Origin of the sequence: Halovivax limisalsi (genome assembly GCF_023093535.1) — an archaeon.
In the GTDB taxonomy this organism is placed as follows: domain Archaea; phylum Halobacteriota; class Halobacteria; order Halobacteriales; family Natrialbaceae; genus Halovivax; species Halovivax limisalsi.
Genome location: NZ_CP095757.1, coordinates 898,242 through 924,439, shown reverse-complemented (window position 1 = coordinate 924,439; position 26,198 = coordinate 898,242). Strand labels below are relative to the sequence as shown.

Annotated in this window: 21 protein-coding genes and 1 pseudogene; 19 read left to right on the top strand and 3 right to left on the bottom strand. The window is 67.6% G+C overall.

Translation table 11 applies throughout. The annotated features are described in order from the left end of the window. Nucleotides 1-100 precede the first annotated feature (100 nt). The 8 genes and pseudogenes from MXA07_RS04020 (at nucleotide 101) to MXA07_RS03985 (ending at nucleotide 5,019) form a co-directional block, all read left to right on the top strand. Nucleotides 101-514, top strand: coding sequence for an ArsR/SmtB family transcription factor (locus MXA07_RS04020; RefSeq protein ID WP_247730766.1), 414 nt, complete (start codon nucleotides 101-103; stop codon nucleotides 512-514). Then, nucleotides 507-1,373 (top strand): arsenite methyltransferase, encoded by an 867-nt coding sequence (arsM, locus tag MXA07_RS04015; RefSeq protein WP_247730765.1) that lies wholly within the window; start codon nucleotides 507-509, stop codon nucleotides 1,371-1,373. The genes MXA07_RS04020 and arsM overlap by 8 nt, the downstream gene beginning before the upstream one ends. Nucleotides 1,374-1,378: 5 nt before the next feature. After that, nucleotides 1,379-1,678 (top strand): hypothetical protein, encoded by a 300-nt coding sequence (locus MXA07_RS04010; protein WP_247730764.1) that lies wholly within the window; start codon nucleotides 1,379-1,381, stop codon nucleotides 1,676-1,678. Nucleotides 1,679-1,789: 111 nt separating this feature from the next. After that, nucleotides 1,790-2,239 carry an arsenic resistance N-acetyltransferase ArsN2 gene (arsN2, locus tag MXA07_RS04005; RefSeq protein WP_247730763.1) on the top strand — a complete coding sequence of 150 codons (450 nt, stop codon included), beginning with the start codon at nucleotides 1,790-1,792 and terminating at the stop codon, nucleotides 2,237-2,239. 311 nt (nucleotides 2,240-2,550) lie between these two features. Then, the gene (locus MXA07_RS04000; RefSeq protein WP_247730762.1) at nucleotides 2,551-3,852 is read left to right on the top strand and encodes a hypothetical protein; all 1,302 of its coding nucleotides are present in this window, start codon (nucleotides 2,551-2,553) and stop codon (nucleotides 3,850-3,852) included. A 95-nt stretch (nucleotides 3,853-3,947) separates the two neighbouring features. Further along, nucleotides 3,948-4,292, top strand: coding sequence for a cupin domain-containing protein (locus MXA07_RS03995; protein WP_247730761.1), 345 nt, complete (start codon nucleotides 3,948-3,950; stop codon nucleotides 4,290-4,292). A gap of 95 nt (nucleotides 4,293-4,387) precedes the next feature. Next, nucleotides 4,388-4,663, top strand: a complete 276-nt coding sequence (locus MXA07_RS03990) for an AbrB/MazE/SpoVT family DNA-binding domain-containing protein (protein ID WP_247730760.1) — start codon at nucleotides 4,388-4,390, stop codon at nucleotides 4,661-4,663. A 3-nt stretch (nucleotides 4,664-4,666) separates the two neighbouring features. After that, nucleotides 4,667-5,019 (top strand): annotated as a pseudogene (locus tag MXA07_RS03985) (type II toxin-antitoxin system PemK/MazF family toxin). Between the two features lie 63 nt (nucleotides 5,020-5,082). Here the strand turns inward: MXA07_RS03985 and MXA07_RS03980 are convergent. Next, nucleotides 5,083-6,129 carry a CNNM domain-containing protein gene (locus MXA07_RS03980; RefSeq protein WP_247730759.1) on the bottom strand — a complete coding sequence of 349 codons (1,047 nt, stop codon included), beginning with the start codon at nucleotides 6,127-6,129 and terminating at the stop codon, nucleotides 5,083-5,085. A gap of 858 nt (nucleotides 6,130-6,987) precedes the next feature. Between MXA07_RS03980 and MXA07_RS03975 the strand changes: the two genes are divergently transcribed. From MXA07_RS03975 to MXA07_RS03950, 6 genes are all read left to right on the top strand, one after another. Next, nucleotides 6,988-9,027 carry a hydantoinase/oxoprolinase family protein gene (locus tag MXA07_RS03975; protein WP_247730758.1) on the top strand — a complete coding sequence of 680 codons (2,040 nt, stop codon included), beginning with the start codon at nucleotides 6,988-6,990 and terminating at the stop codon, nucleotides 9,025-9,027. Between the two features lie 2 nt (nucleotides 9,028-9,029). Beyond that, nucleotides 9,030-10,838 (top strand): hydantoinase B/oxoprolinase family protein, encoded by a 1,809-nt coding sequence (locus MXA07_RS03970; RefSeq protein ID WP_247730757.1) that lies wholly within the window; start codon nucleotides 9,030-9,032, stop codon nucleotides 10,836-10,838. Nucleotides 10,839-11,048: 210 nt separating this feature from the next. Then, complete coding sequence (locus tag MXA07_RS03965) at nucleotides 11,049-12,158, top strand: M24 family metallopeptidase (RefSeq protein ID WP_247730756.1); 1,110 nt, start codon at nucleotides 11,049-11,051, stop codon at nucleotides 12,156-12,158. A 105-nt stretch (nucleotides 12,159-12,263) separates the two neighbouring features. Beyond that, the gene (locus tag MXA07_RS03960) at nucleotides 12,264-14,090 is read left to right on the top strand and encodes a hydantoinase B/oxoprolinase family protein (protein ID WP_247730755.1); all 1,827 of its coding nucleotides are present in this window, start codon (nucleotides 12,264-12,266) and stop codon (nucleotides 14,088-14,090) included. Nucleotides 14,091-14,998: 908 nt separating this feature from the next. Beyond that, nucleotides 14,999-15,328, top strand: a complete 330-nt coding sequence (locus MXA07_RS03955; RefSeq protein WP_247730754.1) for a cupin domain-containing protein — start codon at nucleotides 14,999-15,001, stop codon at nucleotides 15,326-15,328. Between the two features lie 109 nt (nucleotides 15,329-15,437). Next, a complete protein-coding gene (locus MXA07_RS03950) occupies nucleotides 15,438-17,306 on the top strand; it encodes a hydantoinase B/oxoprolinase family protein (protein ID WP_247730753.1) in 1,869 nt (622 codons plus the stop codon). A gap of 107 nt (nucleotides 17,307-17,413) precedes the next feature. Here the strand turns inward: MXA07_RS03950 and MXA07_RS03945 are convergent, their stop codons facing one another. Beyond that, nucleotides 17,414-19,084, bottom strand: a complete 1,671-nt coding sequence (locus tag MXA07_RS03945; RefSeq protein ID WP_247730752.1) for an ABC transporter substrate-binding protein — start codon at nucleotides 19,082-19,084, stop codon at nucleotides 17,414-17,416. 281 nt (nucleotides 19,085-19,365) lie between these two features. On the opposite strand from MXA07_RS03945, the gene MXA07_RS03940 reads away from it, so the two are divergent. From MXA07_RS03940 to MXA07_RS03920, 5 genes are all read left to right on the top strand, one after another. Beyond that, complete coding sequence (locus MXA07_RS03940; protein ID WP_247730751.1) at nucleotides 19,366-20,385, top strand: ABC transporter permease; 1,020 nt, start codon at nucleotides 19,366-19,368, stop codon at nucleotides 20,383-20,385. Further along, nucleotides 20,382-21,314, top strand: coding sequence for an ABC transporter permease (locus MXA07_RS03935; RefSeq protein ID WP_247730750.1), 933 nt, complete (start codon nucleotides 20,382-20,384; stop codon nucleotides 21,312-21,314). The genes MXA07_RS03940 and MXA07_RS03935 overlap by 4 nt, the downstream gene beginning before the upstream one ends. Continuing rightward, nucleotides 21,315-22,472: an ABC transporter ATP-binding protein gene (locus MXA07_RS03930; RefSeq protein ID WP_247730749.1), complete on the top strand. Its 1,158-nt coding sequence runs from the start codon at nucleotides 21,315-21,317 to the stop codon at nucleotides 22,470-22,472. It abuts the gene before it with no gap. Continuing rightward, entirely contained in the window at nucleotides 22,465-23,604 is a 1,140-nt protein-coding gene (locus tag MXA07_RS03925; RefSeq protein ID WP_247730748.1) for an ABC transporter ATP-binding protein, read from the top strand. Before MXA07_RS03930 ends, MXA07_RS03925 begins: the two co-directional genes overlap by 8 nt. Nucleotides 23,605-23,896: 292 nt before the next feature. Then, a complete protein-coding gene (locus MXA07_RS03920) occupies nucleotides 23,897-25,687 on the top strand; it encodes a hydantoinase B/oxoprolinase family protein (RefSeq protein ID WP_247730747.1) in 1,791 nt (596 codons plus the stop codon). Between the two features lie 45 nt (nucleotides 25,688-25,732). Here MXA07_RS03920 and MXA07_RS03915 read toward each other — a convergent pair whose 3' ends face one another. Continuing rightward, nucleotides 25,733-26,194 carry a DUF3830 family protein gene (locus tag MXA07_RS03915; protein WP_247730746.1) on the bottom strand — a complete coding sequence of 154 codons (462 nt, stop codon included), beginning with the start codon at nucleotides 26,192-26,194 and terminating at the stop codon, nucleotides 25,733-25,735. Between the last annotated feature and the right edge of the window lie 4 nt (nucleotides 26,195-26,198).

The following is a 26,198-nucleotide window of genomic DNA, read 5'->3' as shown; positions in this document are numbered from 1 at the left end:
ACGCGAACCGTCAGCCACCGCCCCGAACCCGGACGAACCGATCGGAGGGCGAACACCCGAACACTTATATTAGTGGCCTCTAATATTAGCATGTACTAAGATGAGTGAGCAACAGACCGACGGTCGAGTCCCGGAGCGCGGGGACGGCCAGCGGAACGGATGCTGTACGGACGGATCGGCGCACGCGCTGTCGGAGGCGGCGGTCGCGACCGACGTCGAACTCCTCGCGACGCTCGGCAACGACACGCGGTACGAGGCGTTGCGGATCATCGCCGCGGCCGGGGACGTCTGCGTCTGCGATATCGAGCCGGCCCTCGGCGTGAGCCAGGGCGCGGTCAGCCAGGCGCTCTCCCGCCTCTTCAGCGCCGGACTCGTCGAGCGACGGAAGGAGGGCCGGTGGCGATACTACAGCGCGACGCCTCGCGCACGACGGCTCCTCGACGTACTCGACGAGACGAGAGGGGGCGACGACGAGAGTGGCGCGACCGACCGGAGCACTGGTTCGGATGACTGACGCGAGCGCGCCCCACGAAGACGGCGACTCGCTCGACGCCGCGGAGCGACGGCGGGCCGTGCGCGAGCGATACGCGGACATCGCGACCGAGTCGTCGGCTGCCTGCTGCGACGACGGCTGTTCGGACGACCCCGCGGTCGGCGGGACGACGAGTCGCGGTTACGCGGCCGACGACCTCGCCGCCGTCGACGGGGACGCCAACCTCGGCCTCGGCTGCGGCAACCCGACCGCGATCGCCGGCCTCGAACCGGGCGAGACCGTCCTCGACCTCGGGTCCGGGGGCGGGTTCGACTGCTTCCTCGCCGCGCGCGAAGTCGGGGCCGACGGGCGCGTCATCGGCGTGGACATGACGCCGGCGATGGTCGAGAAGGCCCGCGAGAACCGCGCGGCGAACGACGCGACGACCGTCGAGTTCCGACTGGGCGAGATCGAACACCTGCCGGTCGCCGACGCCTCGGTCGACGTGATCCTCTCGAACTGCGTGATCAACCTCTCGGCCGAGAAGGCGCGGGTGTTCCGGGAGGCCTATCGCGTGCTCCGGCCGGGCGGGCGACTCGCGATCTCCGACGTCGTCCAGACCGCCGAGCTACCCGCGGATCTGCGCGCCGATCCGGACTCGATCGCGGCGTGCGTCGGCGGGGCGGCGACGATCGAATCGCTCGAATCGATGCTCGAGGCGGCCGGCTTCACCGGCATCTCCATCGAGCCGAAAGCGGACAGCGCGACGTTCATCCGCGAGTGGGACGACGACCGCGACCTCAGCGAGTACCTCGTCGCCGCGACGATCGAGGCCGAGAAACCGCCGAGTGCGCCCTCGAGCGGGCGACAGCCGACTTCGAACGCCGACACCAACCGGTGATCACGATGTACACACAACCGCCACCGAACGATCCGCGAAATCGACAGCCGAAACCGACGTACACCTGGCAGGGACTGATCCTGACCTCGGCCCTCGTGACGATCGCGCCCCTGCTCCTGTTGTGGACCCTGAGCGAGCCGCTGCTCGCGGGCGCCGCCCTGGTGAGCGCCGCCGGGGCAGTGACCGTCGGTCGTCGCGCCTACCGGCTGACCAGGTGTTTCTACGAGTGCGGGGGGTTCACTGTGGGCCTGCCCGGAGCGGCCGAGGTCACGGTCAGGCGGAGGCCCTGCGATGGCGCGTGTTGAGCGACCGGCCTCGCCGGCGCGACGCCCGCATCGCGGCCGGCCTCGTCGAGACCGGGATGGCGGCATCGTAACCGGTCGAGCGAACCGGGGACACGCCACCAGCGAGATCCCATGACAACCGACGGGATAACACTCGAGCGAGCGGACGCGTCGACCGTCGATCGCGTCGTCTCGCTGCTGGACGCGTGCGGGCTCCCAACCGCCGACGTCCGGGCGACCCCGGCGGCGTTCTTCCTCGCCTACGCGGCGGGCGAGTGCGTCGGGACGGGCGGCCTCGAGGCGTACGGCACCGACGGACTCTTACGGTCGGTCGCGATCGTCGACGAGAAACGGGGCGAGGGCTACGGAACGGCGCTGTGCGAGGCGCTCGAAGGCGAGGCGCGAGCAAGCGACGTGGCGCGGTTGTACCTGCTGACCACGTCCGCGGCCCCGTTCTTCCGCCGCCGGGGCTACCGCGAGATCGATCGGGCGGACGCCCCGGCGCGCATCCGTGAGACGACCGAGTTCGCGGAGCTGTGCCCGCAATCGGCGACCTGCATGGCAAAGACGCTCCGGGAGTGATAACGGGCTAGCCGGCCCACGGTTCGTCCGGACCGGCCGACCGGGCACCGGGCCGTCCGGGTCGTCGGCATCATCGACGCTGCAGCGCCCGCTCGACGCACGTCTCGGTCGCGACGCCGCGACGTGCCCTCGGCGCGGGTTCCAACCGATCGACCGGTCCCAGTCGAGCGCCCAATCTCCCGACGAACGGCGCCGGAAACGCATCAGTTCCGGGAAGGATTCAACGGGCTGGACTGTGAAGGACCGTCAATGGTGACCCGGATCGTCGATCTGCGGATTCTCGGCGAGGTGCCGATCGGCGGTGATCGACCGTGAGCGCGACGGCCGCGACGCGCGGGTCGCGGGCGTTCGTCGCTGCGGGCGTCGTCTGGTTCGTCGCGTTCAACGCGGCCGTCCTCGCGGGCGCGAGTCGCTCCGCCGCGGTCGTCACGGGGCTCTACGGCTTCGTCTTCTCGGTCGTCTTCGGGAAGGCCTACGCGCTCGTCCCCTCCTACTTCGACCGCGAGCTGGCGCTCCCGTCGGCGCCGCTCGCGCACCTCCCGTTCGCCACCGTCGGCGTCCTGGGGCTCTTTTTCGGTCGGCTGGGCCCCGGCGATCCGCTGGTCGGCCGCTCCGAAGCGGTCGGCCTGAGCGCGGATGGACTGCTCACCGTCGGCGCGCTCGCGTGGCTCGCCGGCGTCCTCGTCTTCGTCGGCACGCTCGCCTGGACCGTCCGAGACAATCTCACGGGATCGGAGACGGGGACATCGGAGGCGAACGCGGAGCGACGCCGCGTCGACCGGGCGGCCAACGCCGTCGTCCCGCTCGTCGGCTTCTACCTGGTCTGGGGAAGTCTCCTGCCAGTCGCGGAAGCACTTGACGTGCGGCCGTCACCGATCGATGTGGTACTCGGCCCGCTCGGGGCCGCCTCCCTCTCCCCGATGCCAACCGGCCCAGCGGCGACGCACGTCCTCGCCGCGGGCGCGGCCGTGCTCATGCTGTTCGGCGTCGGCTTTCGCCTCCTCCCGCGATTTCTCGTCGGCACGCCCCGATTTTCCCTCGTCGCCACCGCGCTCGCGGCCGGCGCGCCCGCTCCGTTCCTCCTCGCGTTCGACTTCTACGGCGGACCCGCCTTCGCCCTCGGTGCGACGCTGCTCGCGGTCGCCGTCGTCGCCTACGCGCTGGTCGTCCTCGAACTGATCGCGAACAGCGACCGCCGCCGCGTCGGATTCACCGGGGTCGGTGCGGGTGCGCTCTTCGGGGTGGTGGTCGTCGCACTCGGGTGGGGAATGGGCGTCCACGGCCTCGATCCCGGGCTCGCGACGGCCCACTACCGGCTCGCCCTCGGCGGATTTCTGGGACTGACGATCGTCGGCGTCACCTACCAGTTCTACCCGCCCGCGATCGGCGAGGCGCCCGGCGTCGGGGACCGAAACGCCCTGCTGGTCATCGTCGGCCTGGCCGTCGGGTTCGCGATCGAGGCCGTCGGGGTCGGTCTCGAAGCGACGGCAGCGCTCGACGGGATCGTGGCCCTCGATCCCGCCGCCCTCACGGCGACCGGTTCGGCCATCGTCTTCGCCGCCTCGCTCGGCTACGCCTGGATCCTGCTGTCGATCTTCGAACAGCGCCGGTGACGAGCCGCCGGCTGGTCGCTCCACCGGATCACCGCCAGCGAAAGGCGAACAAGTTCGGCCGTCCACCGAAGCCCCTCGACGTCCCAGAACCGCGTATGGCATCATCCGACTCCGCTGCGGAGACACAGCCGGTCGCCCCGACGGAGCGCGTCCGTCTCGACGACCTCGAGGGATCGCCTCACGCCCACTGCTTCGAGGAAGAGCCGATGACGATCCGTCTCACGCTCGAAGCGGGCGAGTCCGTGCCGGCCCACCAGCACCCCGACCGCCGGATCGTCTGTCACTTGCTGGAAGGGAGCATCTCGATGACGCTCGGCGAGGACGAACACGCGATCGAGGCCGGCGACGTCGTCCGCTTCGACGGCAACCAGGACGTCTCGCCGGAGGCGCTCGAAGACAGCGTCGCGTTGCTGGTGCTGGCGAAGCGGACCGACGAGTGAGTCCGTCGGCAACGGTATCTCGTCCACCCCGCTCGACTGGTTGCTTCCGAAACGCATTTGGGTATGAATAGGATATGAATAGGATATGAATACGTATGGCCGACATCGAGAAACGAACGGTCGGATCGCGGGGCCAAGTTACGATTCCGAAGGAACTCCGCGACGAGTTCGGTATTCGAGGGGGTGACGACGTCACCGTCCGTCGGGACGAGAACAAGATCGTCATCGAACCGACGCCGTCACGAGAGAAACTCGCAGAAGGGTACCAGCGTCGAGCAGCACAACATCGCGAACTCGCCGAGGAACTGTCCGGTATCGGTCGAGAGGCGACCGACGAACTCGGCGACGCACCGGAGTGGGAGGATGCGTGATCGATGTCTATTCGACGCGGAGACATCGTCATCGTCGAACTCGATCCGACAGGCGGGTCTGAACAGCGCGGGAGTCGACCGTATCTCGTCGTCCAGAACGACGTCGGGAACAAAAATGCACCAACGACGATCGTCGTCCCGCTAACGACGTCGTTCGGTGACGAGCTCTACCCGTTCGAAGTTCTACTTCCGGAAGCAGAAGCGAACTCCGAGAAGATTCGGTCGCGATCTGTAGTCAGATTCGAACGGTGTCGATCGAGCATCGAATCACTGACCGGGTCGGCTCGATCCCGCGCGACCGGCTTCAGGAAGTAGACACCGCCCTCGAGTACAGTCTCGGGCTTCGGCGAGCGTGATATCGACATAGCTGAGTTCGAACCGTCGAGTTCCACCGGAACGAGCGGAGTGAGAACACGCCCTCAGTCCAGCGGATCCTCGATGTCGCCGATGATCGCCTCGAGGAGGTCCGTCACGGTCACCAGGCCGACGACGTCGCCGTCCTCGATCACGAGCGCGAGTTCCTGGCCCTCGGTCTGGAACTGGTCGATCGCGTCGCTGACGTCCGCATCCGGCGAGAGCGTCATCGGCGGCGCGGCCAGCGCCTCGAAGTCGAGCGAGCCGTCGGCGAAGGCCTCGCGGTGTCGGGTGAAACTGGGAAGGTAGACGATCCCCCGGAAGTCCGTCAGATCATCGCCGACGAGCGGGTAGCGGGTCTGCGGGCTCGCTTCCATCCGGCGGGCGTTCTCGGCGAAGTCTGCCTCCGTCGAGAGCGCGACGATCTCGTCGGGCGGGACCATGACCTCGCGAACGGGCTGGTCGCCGACGTCCAGCGCGGCCATCACCTCCTCGCGCCGGTCTTCGGGGATCTCGCCCCGTTCGAGGACGTCACCCAGGCGATTTCGCAGGTCCGCACGCGACTCGATGACGGCCTCGCCGGCCTCGGACTCGGTCCAGGCGCCCGTCATCTCGACGCCGAACAGGCGCAGCGTCGCCTTCGCCACCCAGTCGCCGAAGCGGATGAAGGGTTTGATGGAGAAGGCGAACCAGTACAGCGGACCGGCGTAGCGGGCCACCTGCTTCGAGCGCTCGACGCCGAGGTACGTCGGCGTCTGCTCGCCGTGGGTCAGGTGGATCAGGTTGATCAGCAGGAACGCGAGCACCGACCCGGCCCCGGCGGAAGCGAGCGTCGTATTCGCGAAGATGGGCTCGAAGACGGCCGCGAGTCCGGGTTCCGCGACGATCCCCAGCGCGATGGACGTCCCGGAGATCCAGATCTGACACGTCGTCAGGTACAGTTCGAGGTCCTCGGTCATCTTCCAGGCCCGGCGCAGCCGCGGCTCGTCGAATTCGGATTCCGGGAACTGTCGCGTACGCGTTAGCGCGAACTCGACGGCGACGAAGTAGGCGTTGATCCCGATGAGACCCACCCCGGCGAGAATTCGGGCGACGATCTCGACCGTTTCCATGCGCCACCGTTCGCATATCCGATCCAAAGGCTTTCTGAAACGGTTCCACCGTCGCGCCGCATCGACGCCGGATTCGGCTCCGGCACGATCCGGTCGGTCCCGGATACGACACGTAGCCCCGACCGGCACGGCCACGATTCAAAAGAATAATAGTTACTCGAATTTTGTCGCACCATTCGATCGTTAGTTGCCGACGGTCCCCGTTGGCGAGCATCGCTTCGTCGCGGCTGACCCCTGCTGCCACCCTCGGCGACCTGCGTCGATTCCACCCCGACCGCTCGTTTCGGCTGCGCGTACCGATGTGGGCCGATTCATCGGTCTGCACCAGAATATCGCCCTCGACCGGATAGGCCGTGCCCCGACTCGAACCGGCGATTCGGACGCCGTTCGGGCGAGGGACCCCGGACGATCTCCCTCAAGCGGCCGAGAGAAGTGTACGCCCGCACGTACGGCCGAGTGGCGCCTTTCCGGACCGTACGCGCGAGTCCCCCGCCGAGCACCGCACGGGAAGAGGGATCGCGTCCGCGGCCCCGTCGTCCACACCAGTAGGCGCCGAACCGCTCGCAGGTTGAAGCCTGCCCGGCACGTGCACGGCGACAATTGTTCACTACCACCAGACAGTGTATTGCCAGCCAACCCGCCGGGTAGGTCACACGCTCACGGACAGGTCAGCCGGAGAGTCGAAATTTTGAGTAATTATTTTTCAAATTCTCTTCCGTCGTTTCGCCGTTCGTCTCGCGCAGCGTACCGGTCAGATCCGAGCCGAAAACCGACCGACAGCGCTCCGACCTGTTGCCCGGCGTACCGGTTCGTTACTGGAACCCCAATCTATTTGCGCTGCGTTTGCAATCCATAACCATGGAGTCGAAAGACCGCCTAGCCGTAGACATCGGTGGAACGTTCGTCGACTCGATCATGTTCGATCGGGAGACGGGCGAGATCAACGTCGAGAAGGCCTCGACGACACCCGACCAGCCGGAGAAGGGCGTTCTCAACGCCAAGGACAAGGTCGGCGCCGATCTCGCCGAGACGGAGGCGTTCGTCCACGGGACGACCCTCGGTATCAACGCATTCCTCGAACGAGAGGGCGCCCGAACGGGCATCGTCACCAACGAGGGCTTTCGCGACGTCTTCGAGATCGGTCGCACCAACGTCGAGCGCGAGTCGATGTACGACATCCGGTACAAGAAGCCCGAACAGATCGTGCCCCGTCGCCGCCGCATCGGCGTTCCGGGCCGGATCGACGCCAACGGTGACGTGAGCGAGCCCCTCGACGAGGACGCGGTCCGCGAGGCCGCCCGCGAACTGGTCGACGACCACGACGTCGAGTCGATCGCGATCTGCTTCCTCCACTCCTATCGCAACGGCGAGCACGAGCGCCAGGCCGGCGAGATCATCCGCGAGGAGGTCCCCGACGTCAGCCTCTCGCTGTCGAGCGACATCACCGGCGAGTACCGCGAGTACGAGCGCACGAGCACGGCCGTCCTCGACGCCTACATCAAGCCGATCTTCGAGAACTACGTCGACCGCCTCGACGGCGCGCTGCGCGAGGACGGCTTCGACGGCTCGTTCTTCATCACGCGCTCGGGCGGCGGGACGCTGACCGCCGAGAACGCGACGACCGCGCCGGTCCACACGATCCTCTCGGGCCCGGCGGGCGGGCTCATCGGGGCCTCGCACGTCGGCGACGTCACCGACCGCGACAACCTGATCGCGGTCGACATGGGCGGGACCAGCCTCGACGCCTGCGTCATCGAGAACGGCGCGCCGGCCGTCGAGTACGACTCGACGCTCGGGCACATGCCGATGATGATCCCGGTCTACGACATCCGGACGATCGGCGCGGGCGGCGGCTCGATCGCCTGGCACGACGGCGAGTTCCTCAAGGTCGGCCCCAAGAGCGCCGGCGCGGACCCGGGCCCGATCTGCTACGGTCGCGGCGGCACCGAGCCGACGGTGACCGACGCCGCCGTCGCGCTGGGCTACATGGACCCGGCCGCCTTCCTCGGCGGCGACATGGACCTGAACCAGACCGGCGCCCTCGAGGGCATCGAGGAGAAGCTGGCCGACCCGCTCGAGATGTCCGTCGACGAGGCGGCCCGCGGCGTCTTCGACGTCACGCTCGCGAACACGGTCGGCGCGATCCGCGAGATCACCGTCGAGAAGGGCTTGGACCCGCGGGACTTCACGATGGTCTCCTACGGCGGGGCCGGCTCGCTGTTCGTCCCGCTGCTGGCCCGCGAGATCGGCGCCGACGAGGTCCTCATCCCGCAGGCGCCATCGGTCTTCTCCGCCTGGGGCATGCTGATGGCCGACGTCGTCTACGACATGGCCCAGACGTCGATCACCGTCCTCGACGAACTCGACTACGAGGCGTTCGACGCGCAGTTCGCCGATCTCGAGGAAGAGGGCGCCCAAACCCTCGGCGACGAAGGCTTCACCGGCGACGAGCGCACGCTCGAACGCTTCGTCGAGATGCGCTACCTCGGCCAGGAGCACACCGTCGAGGTCGACGCGAACGACGTCGAGAGCCTCGACGAGTTAGGGGAGCGCTTCGAGGCGCGCCACGAGACCCGCTACGGTCACACGATGGACGACCCGCCGGAGGTCGTCCACCTGCGCGTCCGCGCCATCGGCGAGAACGACAAGCCATCGATCGAGGCCCAGGAGCCGACGGACGACCCGACGGTCGAGCCGGTCGACACGCGCGAAGCCTACTGCTTCGCCGAGCGCGAGAAGACGACCTTCGACGTCTACGAGCGCGCACAGCTCCAGCCGGGTCACGAGGTGCCCGGCCCCGCGATCGTCCAGGAGCCGACGACGACCATCGTCTACCACTCCGACCAGACCGCCGAGATCGACGAGTACGGCCACATCCTCATCAGCCAGGAGGACTGAACATGAGTACTACGAGCGCACCGACCCCCGCGGACGAGATCGACGGCGCGACGGTCGAAGTGATCCGCAACTACCTCACCTCGGCCGCGACCGAGATGCAGCGCACGCTCATCCGGACGGCGTACAACACGATCATCTACGAGATCCTCGACTTCGGGATCTCGATGTACGACGCCGATCGCCGGCTGGTCGCGGACTCGCCCGGCCTCTCGATGTTCCTCGGCGCGAACGACTACGGCCTGCGCCGCACCGTCGAGCACCTGGGCGAGGAGAACCTGAATCCCGGCGACATCATCCTCTGTAACTACCCCTACTGGAGTTCGACCCACACGCTCGACGTGCTGGTGATCAAGCCGGTCTTCCTCGACGAGGAACTCATCGGCTACACCGCGAGTCGGGCCCACTGGCTCGACCTGGGCGCGAAGGACGAGGGCTACGTCCTCGACTCGACGGACATGCACCAGGAGGGCGTCATCTTCCCCGGGACGAAGGTCTACAAGGAGGGCGAACCGGACGAGGAGATCATGGACCTCATTCGCTTCAACTCCCGGATTCCCGACAAGACGCTGGGCGACCTCAACGCCCAGATCGCCGCGCTGCAGACCGGCGCCGACCGGCTGCGCAGCCTCCACGAGAAGTACGGCACCGACACCGTCGAGACCGCCATCGAGTCGGTCATCGACCACGGCGAGCGAACGGCCAGGGACGCCGTCGAGGACCTGCCCGACGGTAGCTGGAGCGCAGTCGGCTACGGCGACGGCATCACGTCGGATCCGGACGACCTGCTGCGGATCGAGGCCGAGGTGACGATCGAGGGCGACGAGTTCACGGTCGACCTCTCGGGGTCGTCCGACCAGATCGACGCCCCGCTGAACGTCCCGCTCGGCATGAGCCAGACGCTCGCGAAGCTGGCGTTCAAGAGCATCACCACGCCCGACGAGGACTCGAACGAGGGCCAGTACGAGCCGCTCTCGCTCGAGGTCCCGCCGGGCAACATGTTCAACCCCGAGTACCCCGCCCCGACGTTCACCCTGTGGACGGCGTTCCTCGCGGTCGACGTCATCTACGAGGCGCTCGCGAAGGCCGTCCCCGAGAAGGTCTCGGCGAGCTCCGGCGGCGACCTCTGTGACATCATGCTCTACGGCGAGGACCCGGAGACGGGCCGCGCGTTCGTCGAGGCGCTCAACGAGGGCGTCGGCTGGGGCGGCAACGACGTCCGCGACGGGCCGAACGCGCTGATGCACATCGCCGAGTCGATGGTCCGCAACATCCCGATCGAGGTCTTCGAGAACAAGGCCCCGATCCAGTTCGACGGGCTCTCGCTGCGCCAGGACTCGGGCGGGCCCGGCGCCTACCGCGGCGGGCTCGGCATCAAGCGCGACTACCGTTTCACCGCCCCCTGCGGCGGGCTCTCGATCATCCAGAAGACGAAAACCGAGGGCTGGGGCCTCGAGGGCGGCGAGCCCGGCGCGAAGAACGTCGTCGTCCTCGACCTCGAGGACGGCTGGGAGGACCGCGTCCAGCTGCTGGTCGACAACGAGGAACTCTACGACGAGGCCGGCGAGAACCTGAAGTTCGTCGGCATGATGCGCGGCCAGTTCGAACCCGGCGAGACCATCTCGAACCGCTCCGGCGGCGGAGGGGGCTACGGGCACCCGCTCGACCGGGATCCCGAGGCCGTTCGCGAGGACGTCATCGACGGCTACGTCTCGCCCGAGGGCGCCCGCGAGGACTACGGCGTCGTCGTGAGCGCCGACGGCGAACTGGATCGCGAGGCGACCGAGGAGTTGCGCGCCGAGCGGCGGGAGTAACGACGACGGGCCCGCGGTAGGGCCCCGACCCGGCCCATACCCCCCGACTCGACCCACACCGGCGACTGAACCACCCGGTCGGGACCGAACCGCTGACCGGACCGAGCCGGGCAGAACAGAACCGCCGACCGAACCGACCCGATCGGAACCGAACCGACGACCGATCCACGTTTCGAAATCAACCGACCCACCCCCACAGACTGATTCACCATGACGACGATATTCGAAGATCGATTGCACCGAAGTCAGAACGCACTCGCCGAGCAGGGCGTCGACGCGCTCGTCCTGTTCCCGAGTCCGAACCTCTACTACCTCACCGGGTTCGAGGAGGAACCCGCCGAGCGCCACCTGCTGGCGTTCGTCACGCCCGAGGACTTCGCCATCGTCGCGCCGACGATGTACGCCGGCCAGATCATGGAGGAGACCTTCATCGATCACGTCGACGACTGGGACGACGGTGAGGATCCGATGGCCGTCGTCGAGGACGTCCTCGACCGCCTCGACGTCTCCGGCGGCGAGGTCCTGCTCGACGACCGCATGTTCGCGCTGTTCAGCCTCGACCTGCAAGAGGCCCTACCCGAGGCCTCCTTCGGCCTGGCGAGCGAGGTGCTCGACGACCTGCGCATCACGAAGGACGAGACCGAACTCGAGGCGCTGCGCGAGGCCGGGCGCATCTCGGACGAGGCCTGCGTGGCCGTCCGCGAACTCGGCGCCGACGCCGTCGGACTGACCGAGGCCGAACTCGTCGAGGAGATCCGAGCCGAGATCGAGTCTCGCGGCGGCGAGGGCTTCTCGTTCGACCCCATCGTCGGCTCCGGGCCCCACGGCGCCCAGCCCCACTACCGCCACGGCGACCGGGAGATTCGGGCGGGCGAGCCCGTCATCCTCGACTTCGGGACGCGCTACGACGGCTATCCGGGCGACCAGACCCGCACCGTCGTCTTCGACGGCGAGCCGCCCGCCGAGTTCGAGGAGATCCACGCGGTCGTCCACGACGCCCTCGACGCGGCGGTCGAGGCGGTCGAACCCGGCGTCACCGCGGGCTCGATCGACGACGCGGCGCGCTCGGTCATCGAGGAGGCGGGCTACGGCGAGCAGTTCCTCCACCGGACAGGCCACGGCCTCGGCCTCGAGGTCCACGAGGAGCCCTACATCGTCTCGGGCAACGACACCGTGCTCGAACCGGGGATGGTCCACAGCATCGAACCGGGCATCTACCTCGAGGGCGAGTACGGCGCGCGCATCGAGGACATCGTCGTCGTCACCGAGGACGGCTGCGAGCGCCTGAACGACAGCCCGCGCACGTGGGAACCGCTCTGAGGCCAGTTAGTATGGGTTGTCCACTGACCGAACGATCGACCGAAGCCGCCCCGCGGAGGCGGTGGTGGCGATGATCGATGCCGACCCGCGGAGGCGGTGGTGACGATGGCGGAGTCTACACCGGACGTCGACCCGGCCACCGTCGCCGTGATCCGCAACTACCTCACCTCCGCGGCGACGGAGATGCAGCGCACGCTGACGCGAACGGCGTACAACACGATCATCTACGAGATCTTCGACTTCGGGCTCTCGATGTACGACGCCGACCTCCGCCTCCTCTCGGACTCGCCCGGCCTCTCGCTCTTCCTGGGCGCGAACGACTTCAGCGTCCGGAAGGGCGTCGAACACGTCGGCGAGGAGAACCTGAACCCCGGCGACGTTCTCGTCCTCAACTACCCCTACTGGAACTCCTCGCACACGCTCGACGTCTGCCTGTTCGCGCCGGTCTTCCTCGACGAGGAACTCATCGGCTACACCGCGAGTCGCGCCCACTGGCTCGATCTGGGCGCGAAGGACGAGGGCTACGTCCTCGACTCGACGGACATGCACCAGGAGGGGCTCATCTTCCCGGGGACGAAGGTCTACAAGGGCGGCGAACCGGACGAGGAGATCCTCGACCTCATCCGCTTCAACTCCCGGATTCCCGAGAAGACGCTGGGCGATCTGAACGCCCAGATCGCGGCGCTGCGAACGGGCGCCGACCGACTGCGGGAACTCCACGAGAAGTACGGCACCGACACGGTCGACGCGGCGGTCGATCGGATCGTCGACCACGGCGAGTCCCAGGCGCGCGAGGGCATCGCGGCCCTGCCCGACGGCACGTGGTCCGCCGTGGACTACGTCGACAACGACGGACTCTCCGACGACCTCGTCCGCATCGAGATCGAGGTGACGGTCGACGGCGACGAGATCGGCTTCGACTTCTCGGGGTCGTCCGACGAGATGCCGGGGCCGATCAACATCCCGTTCGGACGCACGGAGGCGATCTGCAAGTTCTGTCTGAAGACGCTCACGACGCCCGACGAGCCCGGGAATCACGGCCACTACGAACCGGTCGACGTCGTCGCGCCCGAGGGCAACCTGTTCAACGCGCAGTACCCGGCGCCGACGTACACGCTCTGGGCGTCGATGCTGGCCGTCGACGTCGTCTTCAAGGCGCTCGCCGAAGCGATGCCCGAACAAATCCCCGCGAGCACCGGGGGCGACATCGACAGCATCATGCTCTACGGCGACGACCCCGAGACCGGTCGGTCGTTCGTCGAGGCGAACAACGAGGGCGTCGGCTGGGGCGCGACGAACGAGCGCGACGGCCCCAACGCCCTGATGCACTACGCCCAGACGATGGTGCGCAACATCCCGATCGAGGTCTTCGAGACCAAGGCGCCCGTCCAGTTCGACGAACTCTCGCTGCGCCAGGACACCGGCGGTCCCGGCGAGCAGCGCGGCGGCCTCGGCATCCGGCGGGACTACCGCCTGACCCACCCGACGAACGTCCTCGCGATCATCAAGAAGACAAAGACCGAGGGCTGGGGCCTCGAAGGTGGCAAACCCGGCGCGAAGAACGTCGTCGTCCTCGATCTGGACGATGACGACCCGAACGCCCGCGATCGCGTCCAGATCTTCGCCGACAACAACGACGACTACCCCGACGACGGCAACGAGTGGGTCGGCATGATGCGGGGCCAGTTCGAACCCGGCGAGATCGTCTCGAACCGCTCGGGCGGCGGGGGCGGCTACGGCGACCCGCTCGATCGCGACCCCGAAGCCGTCCGCGAGGACGTCATCGACGGCTACGTCTCGCCCGCAGCCGCCCGCGAGGCGTACGGCGTCGTCGTGAGCGCCGACGGCGAGCTGGATCGTGAAGCGACCGAGGAGTTGCGCAGCGAGGCCGACCGACGGGAGGCCTCTGACAGAGCGAGCGGTGACCGGTAGGGAACCGCGAGCCGCGAGGCCACAGCGACCGACGGGAGCGAGGCCTCGAATTGAGCGAGCGGGAGCGAAGCGACACGCGAGCCGCGAGGCCACAGCGACCGACGGGAGCGAGGCCTCGAATTGAGCGAGCGGGAGCGAAGCGACACGCGAGCCGCGAGGCCACAGCGACCGACGGGAGCGAGGCCTCGAATTGAGCGAGCGGGAGCGAAGCGACACGCGAGCCGCGAGGCCACAGCGACCGACGGGAGCGAGGCCTCGAATTGAGCGAGCGGGAGCGAAGCGACACGCGAGCCGCGAGGCCACAGCGACCGACGGGAGCGAGGCCTCGAATTGAGCGAGCGGGAGCGAAGCGACACGCGAGCCGCGAGGCCACAGCGACCGACGGGAGCGAGGCCTCGAATTGAGCGAGCGGGAGCGAAGCGACACGCGAGCCGCGAGGCCACAGCGACCGACGGGAGCGAGGCCTCGAATTGAGCGAGCGGGAGCGAAGCGACACGCGAGCCGCGAGGCCACAGCGACCGACGGGAGCGAGGCCTCGAATTGAGCGAGCGGGAGCGAAGCGACACGCGAGCCGCCGAGCGCCGGGAGTAACGGCGCGAAACGACGCGGCGAGCGCTGAGGGTGCCGAACTGGCGGCCGAACGCCGAGGACGAAGCCGGATTCGTTCGCTCGAGACGTTTTTTTGCGGGCCATCCCAGCTACTCCACCCGGCTGCCTCGCCTGCCCCTGCAGAAACCCTGAATAGCCCGGAGTGTGACTGACCGGACACCGACTCGCGGCACGGCCACCGGTCGGGCCACGCCGGGCGGAGTCGAACGCGATCGCCGACCATCGACGCCATCCCGACCGGGCACCGAACGGCACCCGCGGACGGCCAAACCACCCGCCGACGACCCACCCATCCACCCATGACGGACATTCAGCTACACGACCTCGACTCGAACTGGAGCGAGAGTACCGACGAACCCCTGACCCTGCACGCGAGCGACGACCCGCAGGCCGAGACCGGTTCGTTCGTCATCGAACCCGGCGAGCGCGTCCCCGAGGAGGGAACGACGAGCCACGGCGGCGACGAGGTCTCGGTCATCCTCTCGGGTGAGATCGAAGTGGTGACCGAGGACTCCCACACCGTTGGCGAGGGGACGCTCTCGGTGATCCCCGCGGGCGTCGAGCACTACTCGGTGAACCACGGCGACGAGCCCGTGAAACTCGTCTACACGATCCTCGGCGAGTTATGAGCGACTCGTACTCGACGGAAGTCCCGAGCGGCCAGCACCCGACGGCGGACCGGACCGCTCCGCGTCCCACGGCCCGCCTCGCCGACTGCGAGCGGCGAGTGATGGCGCCATGACGGGCGCCGACGCCGTCGATCCGGCGACGGTCGAGGTCGTGCGGAACTACCTCACGTCCGCCGCGACGGAGATGCAGCGCACGCTCGTCCGGACGGCCTACAACACGATCGTCTACGAGATCCTCGACTTCGGCATCTCGCTGTACGACGCCGACCTGCGACTGGTCGCCGACTCGCCGGGGCTCGCGATCTTCCTCGGCTCGAACGACGAGGGGATCGAGGCGGCCGTCGACTACGTCGGCCGGGAGAACCTCGAACCCGGCGACGTGATCCTCTGTAACTACCCCTACTGGAGCCAGGCGCACACGCTCGATGTCCTCGTCTTCTCGCCCATCTTCGTCGACGACGAGCTCGTCGGCTTCGCGGCCTGTCGCGCCCACTGGCTCGACCTCGGCGCGAAGGACGACGGCTACGTCCTCGACTCGACGGACGTCTACCAGGAGGGCGTCGTCTTCCCCGGGACGAAGGTGTACAAGAAGGGAGAGCCGGACGAGGGGATCCTCGACATCATCCGCTTCAACTCGCGGCTCCCGGAGAAGACGCTCGGCGACCTCAACGCCCAGATCGCCGCACTGCGGACGGGCGCCAACCGACTGCAAGAATTGCACGAGAAGTACGGCACCGACACCGTCGACGCGGCGGTCGAGCGGCTCTTCGATCACGGCGCCCGGACGGCCAGGGACGCGGTCGCAGACCTACCGGACGGCTCGTGGACCGCGACGGGCTACGCCGACGGGATCGACGCCGGCGAGACCGACGTCGAGATCGTCGCGACCGTGACCATCGACGGCTCGGACTTCACCCTCGACCTGACCGACTCGGCCGACCAACTCGAGACGCCGTACAACGACACCGGCGGCGACGCGCTCGGCAAGCTCTGCTTCAAGACGGTGACGACGCCGGAGGAGGACTCGAACTACGGCCTCTACGATCCGCTGACAGTCGAGACGCGCCCGGGGAGCATCTTCGAGCCGACGGAGCCGGCGCCGACGTTCGTCGGCTGGACGGGCATCCTCGCCGTCGACGTCGTCTACCGCGCGCTCGCGAAGGGCATGCCCGACCGGATCCCGGCGAGTTCCGGCGGCGACCTCTGTAGCATCATGCTCTACGGCGACGACCCCGAGACGGGCCGGCCGTTCGTCGAGGCGAACAACGAGGGCGTCGGCTGGGGCGGCGATCCGGACCGCGACGGCCCCAACGCCCTGATGCACATCACCGAGACGATGGTCCAGAACCTGCCGATCGAGGTGCTCGAGGCGAAGGCGCCCGTCGAGATCGACCGCCTGGCGCTGCGCCCGGATTCCGGCGGCCCCGGCGAGAAGCGCGGCGGCCTCGGCATCCGCCGCGACTATCGCTTCACCGCACCCTGCGGCGCGCTCTCGATCGTCCAGAAGACCCGGACCGACGGCTGGGGCCTCGACGGTGGCGAGCCGGGTGCGCGCAACGTGGTCGCGCTCGCGACGGCACCCGACCGTGGCGACGCCGCGGCGCCGGGCGACAGCGCTGACGGTGCGACGAGCGTCCCCGACCGCGTGCAGGTGCTCGTCGACAACGACGACCTGTACGACGCGAGCGAGGACGATCTCGCCGGCGAGACCGCTGGCGCTCCCTCGGGAGGCGATCGATCCGTCGCCTACGCGGGGATGTTCCGCGGCTCGTTCGAACCGGGCGAGATCGTCTCGAACCGCTCGGGCGGCGGCGGTGGCTACGGTGACCCCTTCGAACGCGACCCCGAGGCCGTCCGCGAGGACGTGCTCGACGGCTACGTCTCGCCCGAAGGCGCCCGCGAGGAGTACGGCGTCGTCGTGAGCGAAGACGGCGAACTCGACCGAGCAGCGACGGCCGAACTGCGTCACCACGGCTAGGGCGCGTTTAGAATCGTCGTTCAGACGGTACGTTCGCTATCGTAACGGCGGAGAAGATGTGGATCGGTTGTCGAGCGATGCGGCCGGGTGTGCGACGCGAGCGTGGCTTATTCGAGACCGAGCTGCTGGAACTGGTGCGTGTAGCCCATGATCCCGTTGTCGTTGAACCCGGTCACGTTCTCGGCGAGGCCGAACTCGGTCGTGTCGTTGGCGACCATGAGCGCCGCGGCGTCGTCCATGACGATCTGTTGGACCTGCTTGTAGGCCTCGGCGCGGCCGTCCTCGTCGAGGGTCCGACGGCCCTCCTCGAGCAACGCGTCGACCTCGTCGTTCTGGTAGTTCGACCCGTTCAGGTAGTTGTTGACGCCGCTGCTGTGCCACATGGGCCAGAGGTAGGCGTCGGGGTCGTCGTAGCTGACGAGGCCCCATAGCGGGAACATCTGCGGCGAGGTCTCCGGGTCCGACGCCCGCTCGACCATGCTCGACCACGGGACGTCCTCCAGGTTGACCGTGATGCCGACCTCGCTGAACTGGTCCTCCATCATCAGCCCGATGTCCTGGTTCGCGGTGATGGCCGGCTGGGAGGCGTAGGTGACCTCGATCTCGTCGATGGAGTACTCGGATTCCTCGAGTTCCGCCTGCGCGGCCTCGAGATCCTGCGTGTACTGCGTGATGCCCTCGGTCGTCGAGTGCTTCATGGCGTCGGGCATCGGGCCGTTGAGTTCTTCCTCGGTCCCGAGGATACCCATCGCAGTCTCGTAGTCGAACGCGTACGAGATCGCGCGCCGCACGTGAACGTCGTCGAGCGGCGGCTTGACCATGTTCATGTAGATGTAATACGTGTTGTACGTGTTGGTCGAACTCAACTTGGTGCTCTGGGCGTTGGCGAACTCCTGGTAGTTCGCCGTCGCGAGCCAGCGATCGGTGATGTGGCCGTCGCCGTTTTTGAGCGAGCCGACGATCGTCGAGACTTCCATCCCGGTATCGATCACGACGGTATCGGCGACGTTGCTGGCGAACTCTCCCCACCAGTCGTCGTTGCGCGAGAGCGTGATATTCTCGCCACGAGCGTACTCCTCGAGCGCCCACGGGCCGCTTCCGGCGTCGTTGCTCTCGAGGTAGTCGCCGCCCCACTCGTCCGAGCCGTTCGCTTCGATTTGCTGCTTGTTGACGACGCTGAGCCAGGGCAGCGTCTTGACGAACGGCGCGAACGTCTGTTCGAGCTGGATCTCGACCGTGGTTTCGTCGACGGCGGTCGCGCTGTCGGGGGTCAGCGCGCCGGTCCACATCCACGACGGCCCAGCCTCGATCGACATGACGCGCTCGACCGAATAGACGACGTCCTCCGCGGTGACCGGGTCGCCGTTGTGGAACGTCATGTCCTCGTGGAGGTTGAAGGTGTACGTGACGTTGTCGTCGGCGACTTCCCAGTCGGCGGCGACGCCGGGGGTGACGTCCGGCGGGAAGTCGTCGTTGTAGCGGACGAGCGGTTCGTAGACGTTACTGTTGTAGATCGCCTCCAGCTCGTCCAGCGACCGGGCGGGGTCGATCGAGGCCGGCGTCTGGGTCGTCAGGTAGACGAACTCGCCGCCCGATCCGGTCCCACCGTCGCCGCCATCGCCGCCGTCTCCGCCATCGCCGCCGTCGCCGCCGTCACTGCCGTCTCCGTTGTTCGCGGGTTCGCCACCGACGCAGCCCGCGAGGATCGTCCCCGCGCCGACTGTTCCGGTGTAACCTAATATCTCTCTACGACTAACTGTGGCTTCGCCATCTGCCATAGTATGCCAACTTTCCGCACGCGACATAAGAATACCCCACGATTTCACGACATGTCGCGGTGAGTGCAGCTCCGCTCCGTCTTGGAAGGAAACACGACGCGCCACGCGGTTTCTGCGTGTCGCTTCTCGACGGAACGGGGCCGCCGCGAGAGACACCAGTCACCGGAACGAAAACGCTTAATATCGTGAACTGGGTTTGCCATTCACATGCTCGCACGCAACGGGAGGGAACCGTATATCGACCACCCACTGGGCCGCCACCGACAGATGTTCGAGAGATAATGTCGTACAGAACGTACCTGTTGAAACGGCTCCTTTCGATCGTTCCCGTCTTCTTCGGACTGTCCATCCTGATCTTCGTGCTGGCGCGGGTGATCCCGGGCCAGCCTGCGCGACAGGCCCTCGGTCCGCGGGCGTCGGAGGAGGCCGTCCAGAATCTTCGCCGGGAGATGGGCCTCGACGAACCGATCTGGGTCCAGTACGGCGAGTACATCGGCGGCCTGTTCCGCGGCGAGATGGGCGTCGCCCTGACCACGAACCGCGACGTCGCCACCGACCTGGCGGAGTTCCTGCCGGCGACGCTCGAGCTGGTCATCGTGGCGATGCTGATCGCGATCGTCGTCGGCATCCCCCTGGGCATCGTTTCGGCTCGGAACAAAGACAAGTTTCAGGACAACGCCAGCCGCGGGATCTCGTTCATCGGGGTCTCGTTGCCCCAGTTCTGGGCGGCGATCTTGCTCCAGCTCTTCTTCGCCTTCCAGCTGAACTGGTTCCCGGCGACCGGGCGTATGGGCGACGTCGCCTACAACGAGGTCACCGGACTGTTGTTGCTGGATTCGCTGCTGACGCTGAATTTCGCCGCCTTCCAGAGCGCGGCCATGCACATCTTCTTGCCCGCGTTGACGCTCTCACTCGCACCCATGGCAGACATCACGCGTATGACTCGTTCGAGTTTCATCGAGGAGTACAACAAGGAGTACGTCGAGGGGCTCCGGACCCACAGCATTCCGGAGAAGCTCCTCGTCTACAAGTACGTGCTCAAGCGAGCGTCCACCTCGACGCTGACGATCGCCGGCCTCGATTTCGGCTTCCTCATCGGCGGGGCGTTCCTGGTCGAGATCGTCTTCGGCTGGCCGGGGATGGCCCGCTACGGCGTCACCGCCATCCTCCAGAACGACATCAACGCGGTCGTGGGCGTGACGCTCGTGATCGGGATCGGCTACCTCCTCGTCAACTTCGTCGTCGACGTGCTCTACGGCTACCTGGACCCGCGGGTCCGCGTGACGGGTGGTGACGCATGAGCGGCGAGACGCCCGACGCCGGCGCGAGTCCCGACGTCGACACCGGCTGGCGCGCCAGAGCGGGGCGCATCCGCGAGGACCTCGACCGGATCGCCTACCGGTTCCGACAGAATCCGATGTCACTGCTCGGCCTCGGGATCATCTTCGCGTTCGTCTTCGTCGCGATCTTCGCACCCTATCTCGCCCCGTACCCGGGCCACGCCGGCCACGGCGAGGGGTCGGGAACGAACTTCGAACACAAGCTGGAGGGGCCGTCCTCGGAGTACCTGCTCGGGACCGACCAGGCGGGTCGCGACATCCTCTCGCGCATCATCTTCGGGACCCGGCTCTCGCTCCAGCTCGGGCTGTTCGTCACCGGAGTCGCCATCGGCATCGGCGTCCCGGTCGGGCTGGCGGCGGGGTATATCGGCGGGCCGTTCGGCTCCGTGGCCATGCGCGTCTCGGACATCTTCCTCGCCGTACCGCCGCTCGTACTGGCACTGACCGTCATCGTCGCGTTAGAACCCGGGTTGACGAACGCCATGATCGCGATCGCGGCGGTCTGGTGGCCGTGGTACGCCAGGCTGACCTACGGGGAGGTGTTATCCGTCAAGGAAGAAACCTATATCGAGGCGGCGAGGGGCGTGGGAGCGTCGATCCCGCGCATCCTCTTCCGGGAGATCCTCCCCAACATCCTGGCGCCGATCAGCGTCAAGTTCAGCCTGGACATGGGCTACGCCATCCTCGTCGGCGCCGGGCTCGGTTTCCTCGGACTGGGCGCCCAGCCGCCCGTCCCGGAGTGGGGGACGATGACGGCCGAGGGGCGAAACTTCCTGCCGACCTACTGGTGGTACTCGACCTTCCCGGGACTGGCGATCTTCCTCGCGGTCCTCGGGTTTAACTTCCTCGGGGACGGTCTTCGGGACATGTTCGACGTGGAGGTGGAGTAGATGAGCGAACCGATCGTCGACGTCTCGGACCTGCACGTCCACTTCGACACCTACGAAGGGCGCCACGAGGTCTTGAACGGCGTCGACCTGACGATCGAGGCGGGCGAGACGGTCGCCCTCGTCGGCGAAACTGGCTGCGGCAAGAGCGTCACCGCCGACACCATCATGGGCATGCTCCCCCAGCCCCCGGGCGAGATTCCCAAGGGAGAGATCCGCTACCGCGGCACCGAACTCCTCTCGGACCCGCAACGCCACGAGGAACTGCAGTCCGAGGAGATGAGCATGATCTTCCAGGATCCCATGACGCACCTGAGTCCGGTCTTTACGATCGGGGACATGATGTCGGACATCCTCACCTACCAGGGCAAGCGCGAGGCAACCTGGACCGACATCATCCGCAACTACGTCGGGCGCGACACCGACCGCGACGAGGAGATTCGAGCGCGCAGCCTCGAACTCCTCGAACGCCTGCAGATCCCCGACGCCGAGGGCGTGCTCGATCGCTACCCGATGGAGCTCTCCGGCGGCATGCGCCAGCGCGTGATGATCGCGATGGCGCTGCTCAACGAGCCGTCGTTCCTCATCGCGGACGAGCCGACGACGGCGCTCGACGTCACCGTCCAGGAGCAGATCATCGACCTGTTCAAGGATCGGCTGCTCGGCGGCGACCTCTCGATGCTGTACATCACGCACAACCTCGGCGTCGCGCGCGAGCTCGCCGACCGCATCTACGTGATGTACGCCGGCTCGATCGTCGAGTCGGGGAAGACGGAGGAGCTGTTCGACTCGCCGATGCACCCCTACACGAAGGGGCTGATCGACAGCATCCCGAAGCTCACCGACTTCGACCGCTCGGGCATCCCCGGGACGATCCCCGACTACACGGATCCGCCCCAGGGCTGTCGGTTCCACCCGCGCTGTCCCGCCGCCATGGAGGGGACGTGCGACGTGGAGGTCCCGCCGGAGGTCGACGTCGACGGCCACGAGGTCTACTGCCACCTCTACGAGCAGGGGATGGACCGCGAGACGGCGCGCACCGTCGCGAGCGAAGAGATCGACTACGCGAGCATGACCGACGATTCGGCCGACTCCGAGACGACCGACGCATCGACCGTCGCCGAACCGATCGCGGCCGAGACGGGTGATCGCGATGAGTAGCGCCGACGGAGCGCCGGCCGACGCGGCCGGATCGACCGCGGCGACGGATGCCAGCGCCACGTCGACTGACGCCCAGGCCGAACCGCTGCTCTCCGTCTCGGACGTGACGAAACACTTCCAGACCGGCGGCGGGCTGTTCAGCCGGTCGAGCGAGCCGGTTCGGGCCGTCGACGGCGTCAGTTTCGACGTCGAACCCGGCGAGACCCTCGCCGTCGTCGGCGAGAGCGGCTGCGGCAAGACCACGCTGGGGAAGGTCATCAGCCGCCTGCAGGAGCCCACGGAGGGCGAGATCGTCTTCGACGGGACGGACATCTCGTCGATGTCCACCCGCCAGCTGCGGTCGATCCGGCGCAACCTCCAGGTCGTCTACCAGGACCCCACCTCCTCGCTCAACCCGCGTCGACGCGTCAAGCACATCGTCGGCGACCCGCTGAAGATTCACGGCGTCGGCAGCCGCGAGGAACGCCGCCAGCGCGTCGTCGAGATGCTGGAACTGGTCGACCTGCCGGCGGAGTTCATCCACCGCTATCCCACCGAGCTCTCCGGCGGACAGAAACAGCGCGTCGCCATCGCCCGCGCGCTCATCCTCAACCCGAAGCTCGTCGTCCTCGACGAGCCCACGAGCGCGCTCGACGTCTCCGTCCAGGCGAAGGTCATCTCCCTGCTGGAGGAGCTCCAGGAGCGCCTCGACCTGACCTACGTGATCATCAGTCACGACCTGAGTCTGGTGAAGAACATCGCCGACCGCATCGCCGTGATGTACCTCGGGAAGTTCATGGAGGTCGGCACCAGTCGGCAGCTCTTCGAGAACCCGCTGAACCCCTACACCGAACAGCTGCTCTCGGCGATCCCGGTCGTCGAGAGCGAGGAGCTCGCGATGAAACCCACCTCGGTGACGACGGAAGGCGAACCGCCGGACCCGATCGACCCGCCGTCGGGCTGTTCGTTCCACCCGCGCTGTCACAAGTCGTTCGACGCCTGTCCGAACGTCGACCCCTGCCTCGTCGAACAGGACGACGGCCAGCAGGTCCGGTGCCTGCTCTACCCCGGCAAGAAGGCCGACGAGGTCGACCAGTACGCCGACGCGGCCGAGCGCGAACGCATGCGCTCCGACATCGGCGCCGACGACTGAGACGGACTCCCGGTCGGCGGTCGAGGCAACGTCCGTTTTATCCGCTATCCAAAATCGCCTGCAGCTGATCGAGCAGGACGATTGCCAGCGTGGCCCTCGATCGCTCACACCAAGCCTCACGTGCACCTAGCCCCGCCTGAGTGCTCTCGAAACACAGCAGCGGGCGTGTCACCGGTTCTCCCGTACCAGTAATTTGATTAGCCGAGCGGGCAAGTTTCAGCCACGGAATTACCAGCCGTCGGCGTCGCGCGAACCGGATCGTGCGTGACGCGATCGGCGTCCGAGAACACCCATGAACTCTGATAATTCGTCCGCTCCCCCCGACCTCGACGCAGCGACGATCGAAGTGATCAGGAACTACCTCACCTCGGCGGCGGCCGAGATGCAGCGGACCCTGATCCGCACGGCGTACAACACGGTCGTCTACGAGATCCTCGACTTCGGCATCTCGATGTACGACCGCGATCTCAATCTCATCGCGGACTCGCCGGGACTGGCACTCTTCCTGGGCGCGAACGACGGCGCGATCGAGAAGACCGTCGAGTACGTCGGCGAGGAGAACCTGAATCCCGGCGACGTCCTGATGCTCAACTACCCCTACTGGAGCGGGACGCACGTCCTCGACATGTGCCTGATGGCGCCGGTGTTCTACGACGACGAGATCGTCGGCTACACCACCTGTCGCGCCCACTGGCTCGACCTCGGGGCGAAGGACCCCGGCTACGTCCTCGACTCGACGGACATGCACCAGGAGGGGCTGGTCTTCCCCGGGACGAAGGTCTACGAGGACGGCGAGCCCAACCGGGAGATCATCGACCTGGTCCGCTTCAACTCGCGCATCCCCGACAAGGTCGTCGGCGACCTCCACGCCCAGGTCTCCTCGCTGGAGACCGGCAACAAGCGCCTGCGCGAACTCTACGAGCGCTACGGCGAGGACGCGGTCGAGCACGCGATCGACGTCGTGATCGACCACGGCGAGGAGACCGCCCGCACGGCCGTCAGCGAGTTGCCCGACGGCACCTGGACCGCCTCCGACTACGCCGACGGCGTCGGGCGCGAGCCGGGCGACCACATCCACGTCGAGGCCGAGGTGACCATCGACGGCGACGAGTTCACGATCGACCTCTCCGGGTCGGACGACGAAGTCGAAGAGCCGCTGAACATCCCGCGCGGGATGACCGAGACCATCTGCAAGCTCTGTTTCAAGACGGTCACCACGCCCGAGGAGGACTCCAACGAGGGCCAGTACCGGCCCCTCGAGATCGTCGCGCCCGAGGGCAACGTCTTCAACGCCCAGTACCCCGCGCCGACCTTCACCGTCTGGACGGCCATCACGGGCATCGACGTCATCTACAAGGCGCTCGCGAAAGCAATGCCCGACGAGGTGCCCGCGGCCTCGGGCGGCGAACCGGTCGGCATCCAGATCTACGGCGAGCACCCCGACACCGGCGAGATGTACGTCGAGGCGAACAACGACGCCGTCGGCTGGGGCGCGACGCGGGGCCAGGACGGCGAGAGCGCGCTGATGCACATCTCCGAGACGATGGTCCGCAACGTCCCCGTCGAGGTCTTCGAGAACAAGGCCCCGATCCGGTTCACTCGGCTGGAACTCCGACAGGACTCGGGCGGCGAGGGGACCTATCGCGGCGGGCTGGGCACCCGGCGCGACTACGAGTTCACCGACCCCGCGGGCGCGCTGTCGATCCTCCAGCGCTCGCGATCGCCCGGCTGGGGCCACGACGGCGGCGGTCCCGGCGCGCGAAACACCATCGTCGTCGACGCCGACGACCCCGACGGGGATCGCATCTCGATCCTGGTCGACAACGACTACCTCTTCGACGCCGAGGACGGCGAGCGCTACGCGGGGATGATGCGCGGCGACTTCGAACCCGGCGAGACGCTCTCGGTGCGCACCGGCGGCGGAGGCGGCTACGGCGACCCGATGGAGCGCGACCCCGAAGCCGTCCTGGCCGACGTTCGCGACGAGTACGTCTCGCGCGAAGCCGCCAGGGAGATCTACGGCGTGGTCGTCACCGAGGGGGGCGAACTCGACCGCGAGGCGACCGAGACGCTGCGGTCGTAAGCCGGACGCCCGCTCCTTCTCAGAGAAATATCCGCTCGGCGCGAGCTACTCGCCGTCGAGTTCCAGCCTGAGCGTCTCGCCGCCCTCCTTCCAGACCCGCTCGCCGACGGTCTCGAGGGGCTCCCAGTGGGCCGGCGGGACGTGGCCGAACGGGGTCACCGACAGCGGGCCCTGCGGGCCGCGCATCGTCTCGGGACCGTAGTAGACCGCGATCGCCTCGGGCGCCTCGTCGGCGGGCAGGTCCCAGTCGCGCCAGTAGACGACGTCGCCCACGCTGGTGTGGGCCGTCCGGTCCTCGGGCGGGATCGTCGGATCGACCTCGACGCCGACGTTCACCTCGCGACCGGACCATCGCGAGTGGTAGGTCGTTTCCTCGATCGGCAGCGCCCCGCGGATCGCCGCGCACGTCTCCGGGGCGCGCTCCTCGCGGAGGGCGACCGGGACGGTCTCGCCGCCCTCGAAGGCGAGGGAAAGCGTCGGCGCGTCGTCGGGCGGTGCCGTGACCATCTGA

Bases quoted from the DNA above. Each gene is read 5' to 3' on its own strand.
- MXA07_RS04020 (WP_247730766.1), top strand. From the start codon at position 101: ATGAGTGAGCAACAGACCGACGGTCGAGTCCCGGAGCGCGGGGACGGC.
- arsM (WP_247730765.1), top strand. From the start codon at position 507: ATGACTGACGCGAGCGCGCCCCACGAAGACGGCGACTCGCTCGACGCC.
- MXA07_RS04010 (WP_247730764.1), top strand. From the start codon at position 1,379: ATGTACACACAACCGCCACCGAACGATCCGCGAAATCGACAGCCGAAA.
- arsN2 (WP_247730763.1), top strand. From the start codon at position 1,790: ATGACAACCGACGGGATAACACTCGAGCGAGCGGACGCGTCGACCGTC.
- MXA07_RS03995 (WP_247730761.1), top strand. From the start codon at position 3,948: ATGGCATCATCCGACTCCGCTGCGGAGACACAGCCGGTCGCCCCGACG.
- MXA07_RS03990 (WP_247730760.1), top strand. From the start codon at position 4,388: ATGGCCGACATCGAGAAACGAACGGTCGGATCGCGGGGCCAAGTTACG.
- MXA07_RS03980 (WP_247730759.1), bottom strand. From the start codon at position 6,129: ATGGAAACGGTCGAGATCGTCGCCCGAATTCTCGCCGGGGTGGGTCTC.
- MXA07_RS03975 (WP_247730758.1), top strand. From the start codon at position 6,988: ATGGAGTCGAAAGACCGCCTAGCCGTAGACATCGGTGGAACGTTCGTC.
- MXA07_RS03970 (WP_247730757.1), top strand. From the start codon at position 9,030: ATGAGTACTACGAGCGCACCGACCCCCGCGGACGAGATCGACGGCGCG.
- MXA07_RS03965 (WP_247730756.1), top strand. From the start codon at position 11,049: ATGACGACGATATTCGAAGATCGATTGCACCGAAGTCAGAACGCACTC.
- MXA07_RS03960 (WP_247730755.1), top strand. From the start codon at position 12,264: ATGGCGGAGTCTACACCGGACGTCGACCCGGCCACCGTCGCCGTGATC.
- MXA07_RS03955 (WP_247730754.1), top strand. From the start codon at position 14,999: ATGACGGACATTCAGCTACACGACCTCGACTCGAACTGGAGCGAGAGT.
- MXA07_RS03950 (WP_247730753.1), top strand. From the start codon at position 15,438: ATGACGGGCGCCGACGCCGTCGATCCGGCGACGGTCGAGGTCGTGCGG.
- MXA07_RS03945 (WP_247730752.1), bottom strand. From the start codon at position 19,084: ATGGCAGATGGCGAAGCCACAGTTAGTCGTAGAGAGATATTAGGTTAC.
- MXA07_RS03940 (WP_247730751.1), top strand. From the start codon at position 19,366: ATGTCGTACAGAACGTACCTGTTGAAACGGCTCCTTTCGATCGTTCCC.
- MXA07_RS03935 (WP_247730750.1), top strand. From the start codon at position 20,382: ATGAGCGGCGAGACGCCCGACGCCGGCGCGAGTCCCGACGTCGACACC.
- MXA07_RS03930 (WP_247730749.1), top strand. From the start codon at position 21,315: ATGAGCGAACCGATCGTCGACGTCTCGGACCTGCACGTCCACTTCGAC.
- MXA07_RS03925 (WP_247730748.1), top strand. From the start codon at position 22,465: ATGAGTAGCGCCGACGGAGCGCCGGCCGACGCGGCCGGATCGACCGCG.
- MXA07_RS03920 (WP_247730747.1), top strand. From the start codon at position 23,897: ATGAACTCTGATAATTCGTCCGCTCCCCCCGACCTCGACGCAGCGACG.
- MXA07_RS03915 (WP_247730746.1), bottom strand. From the start codon at position 26,194: ATGGTCACGGCACCGCCCGACGACGCGCCGACGCTTTCCCTCGCCTTC.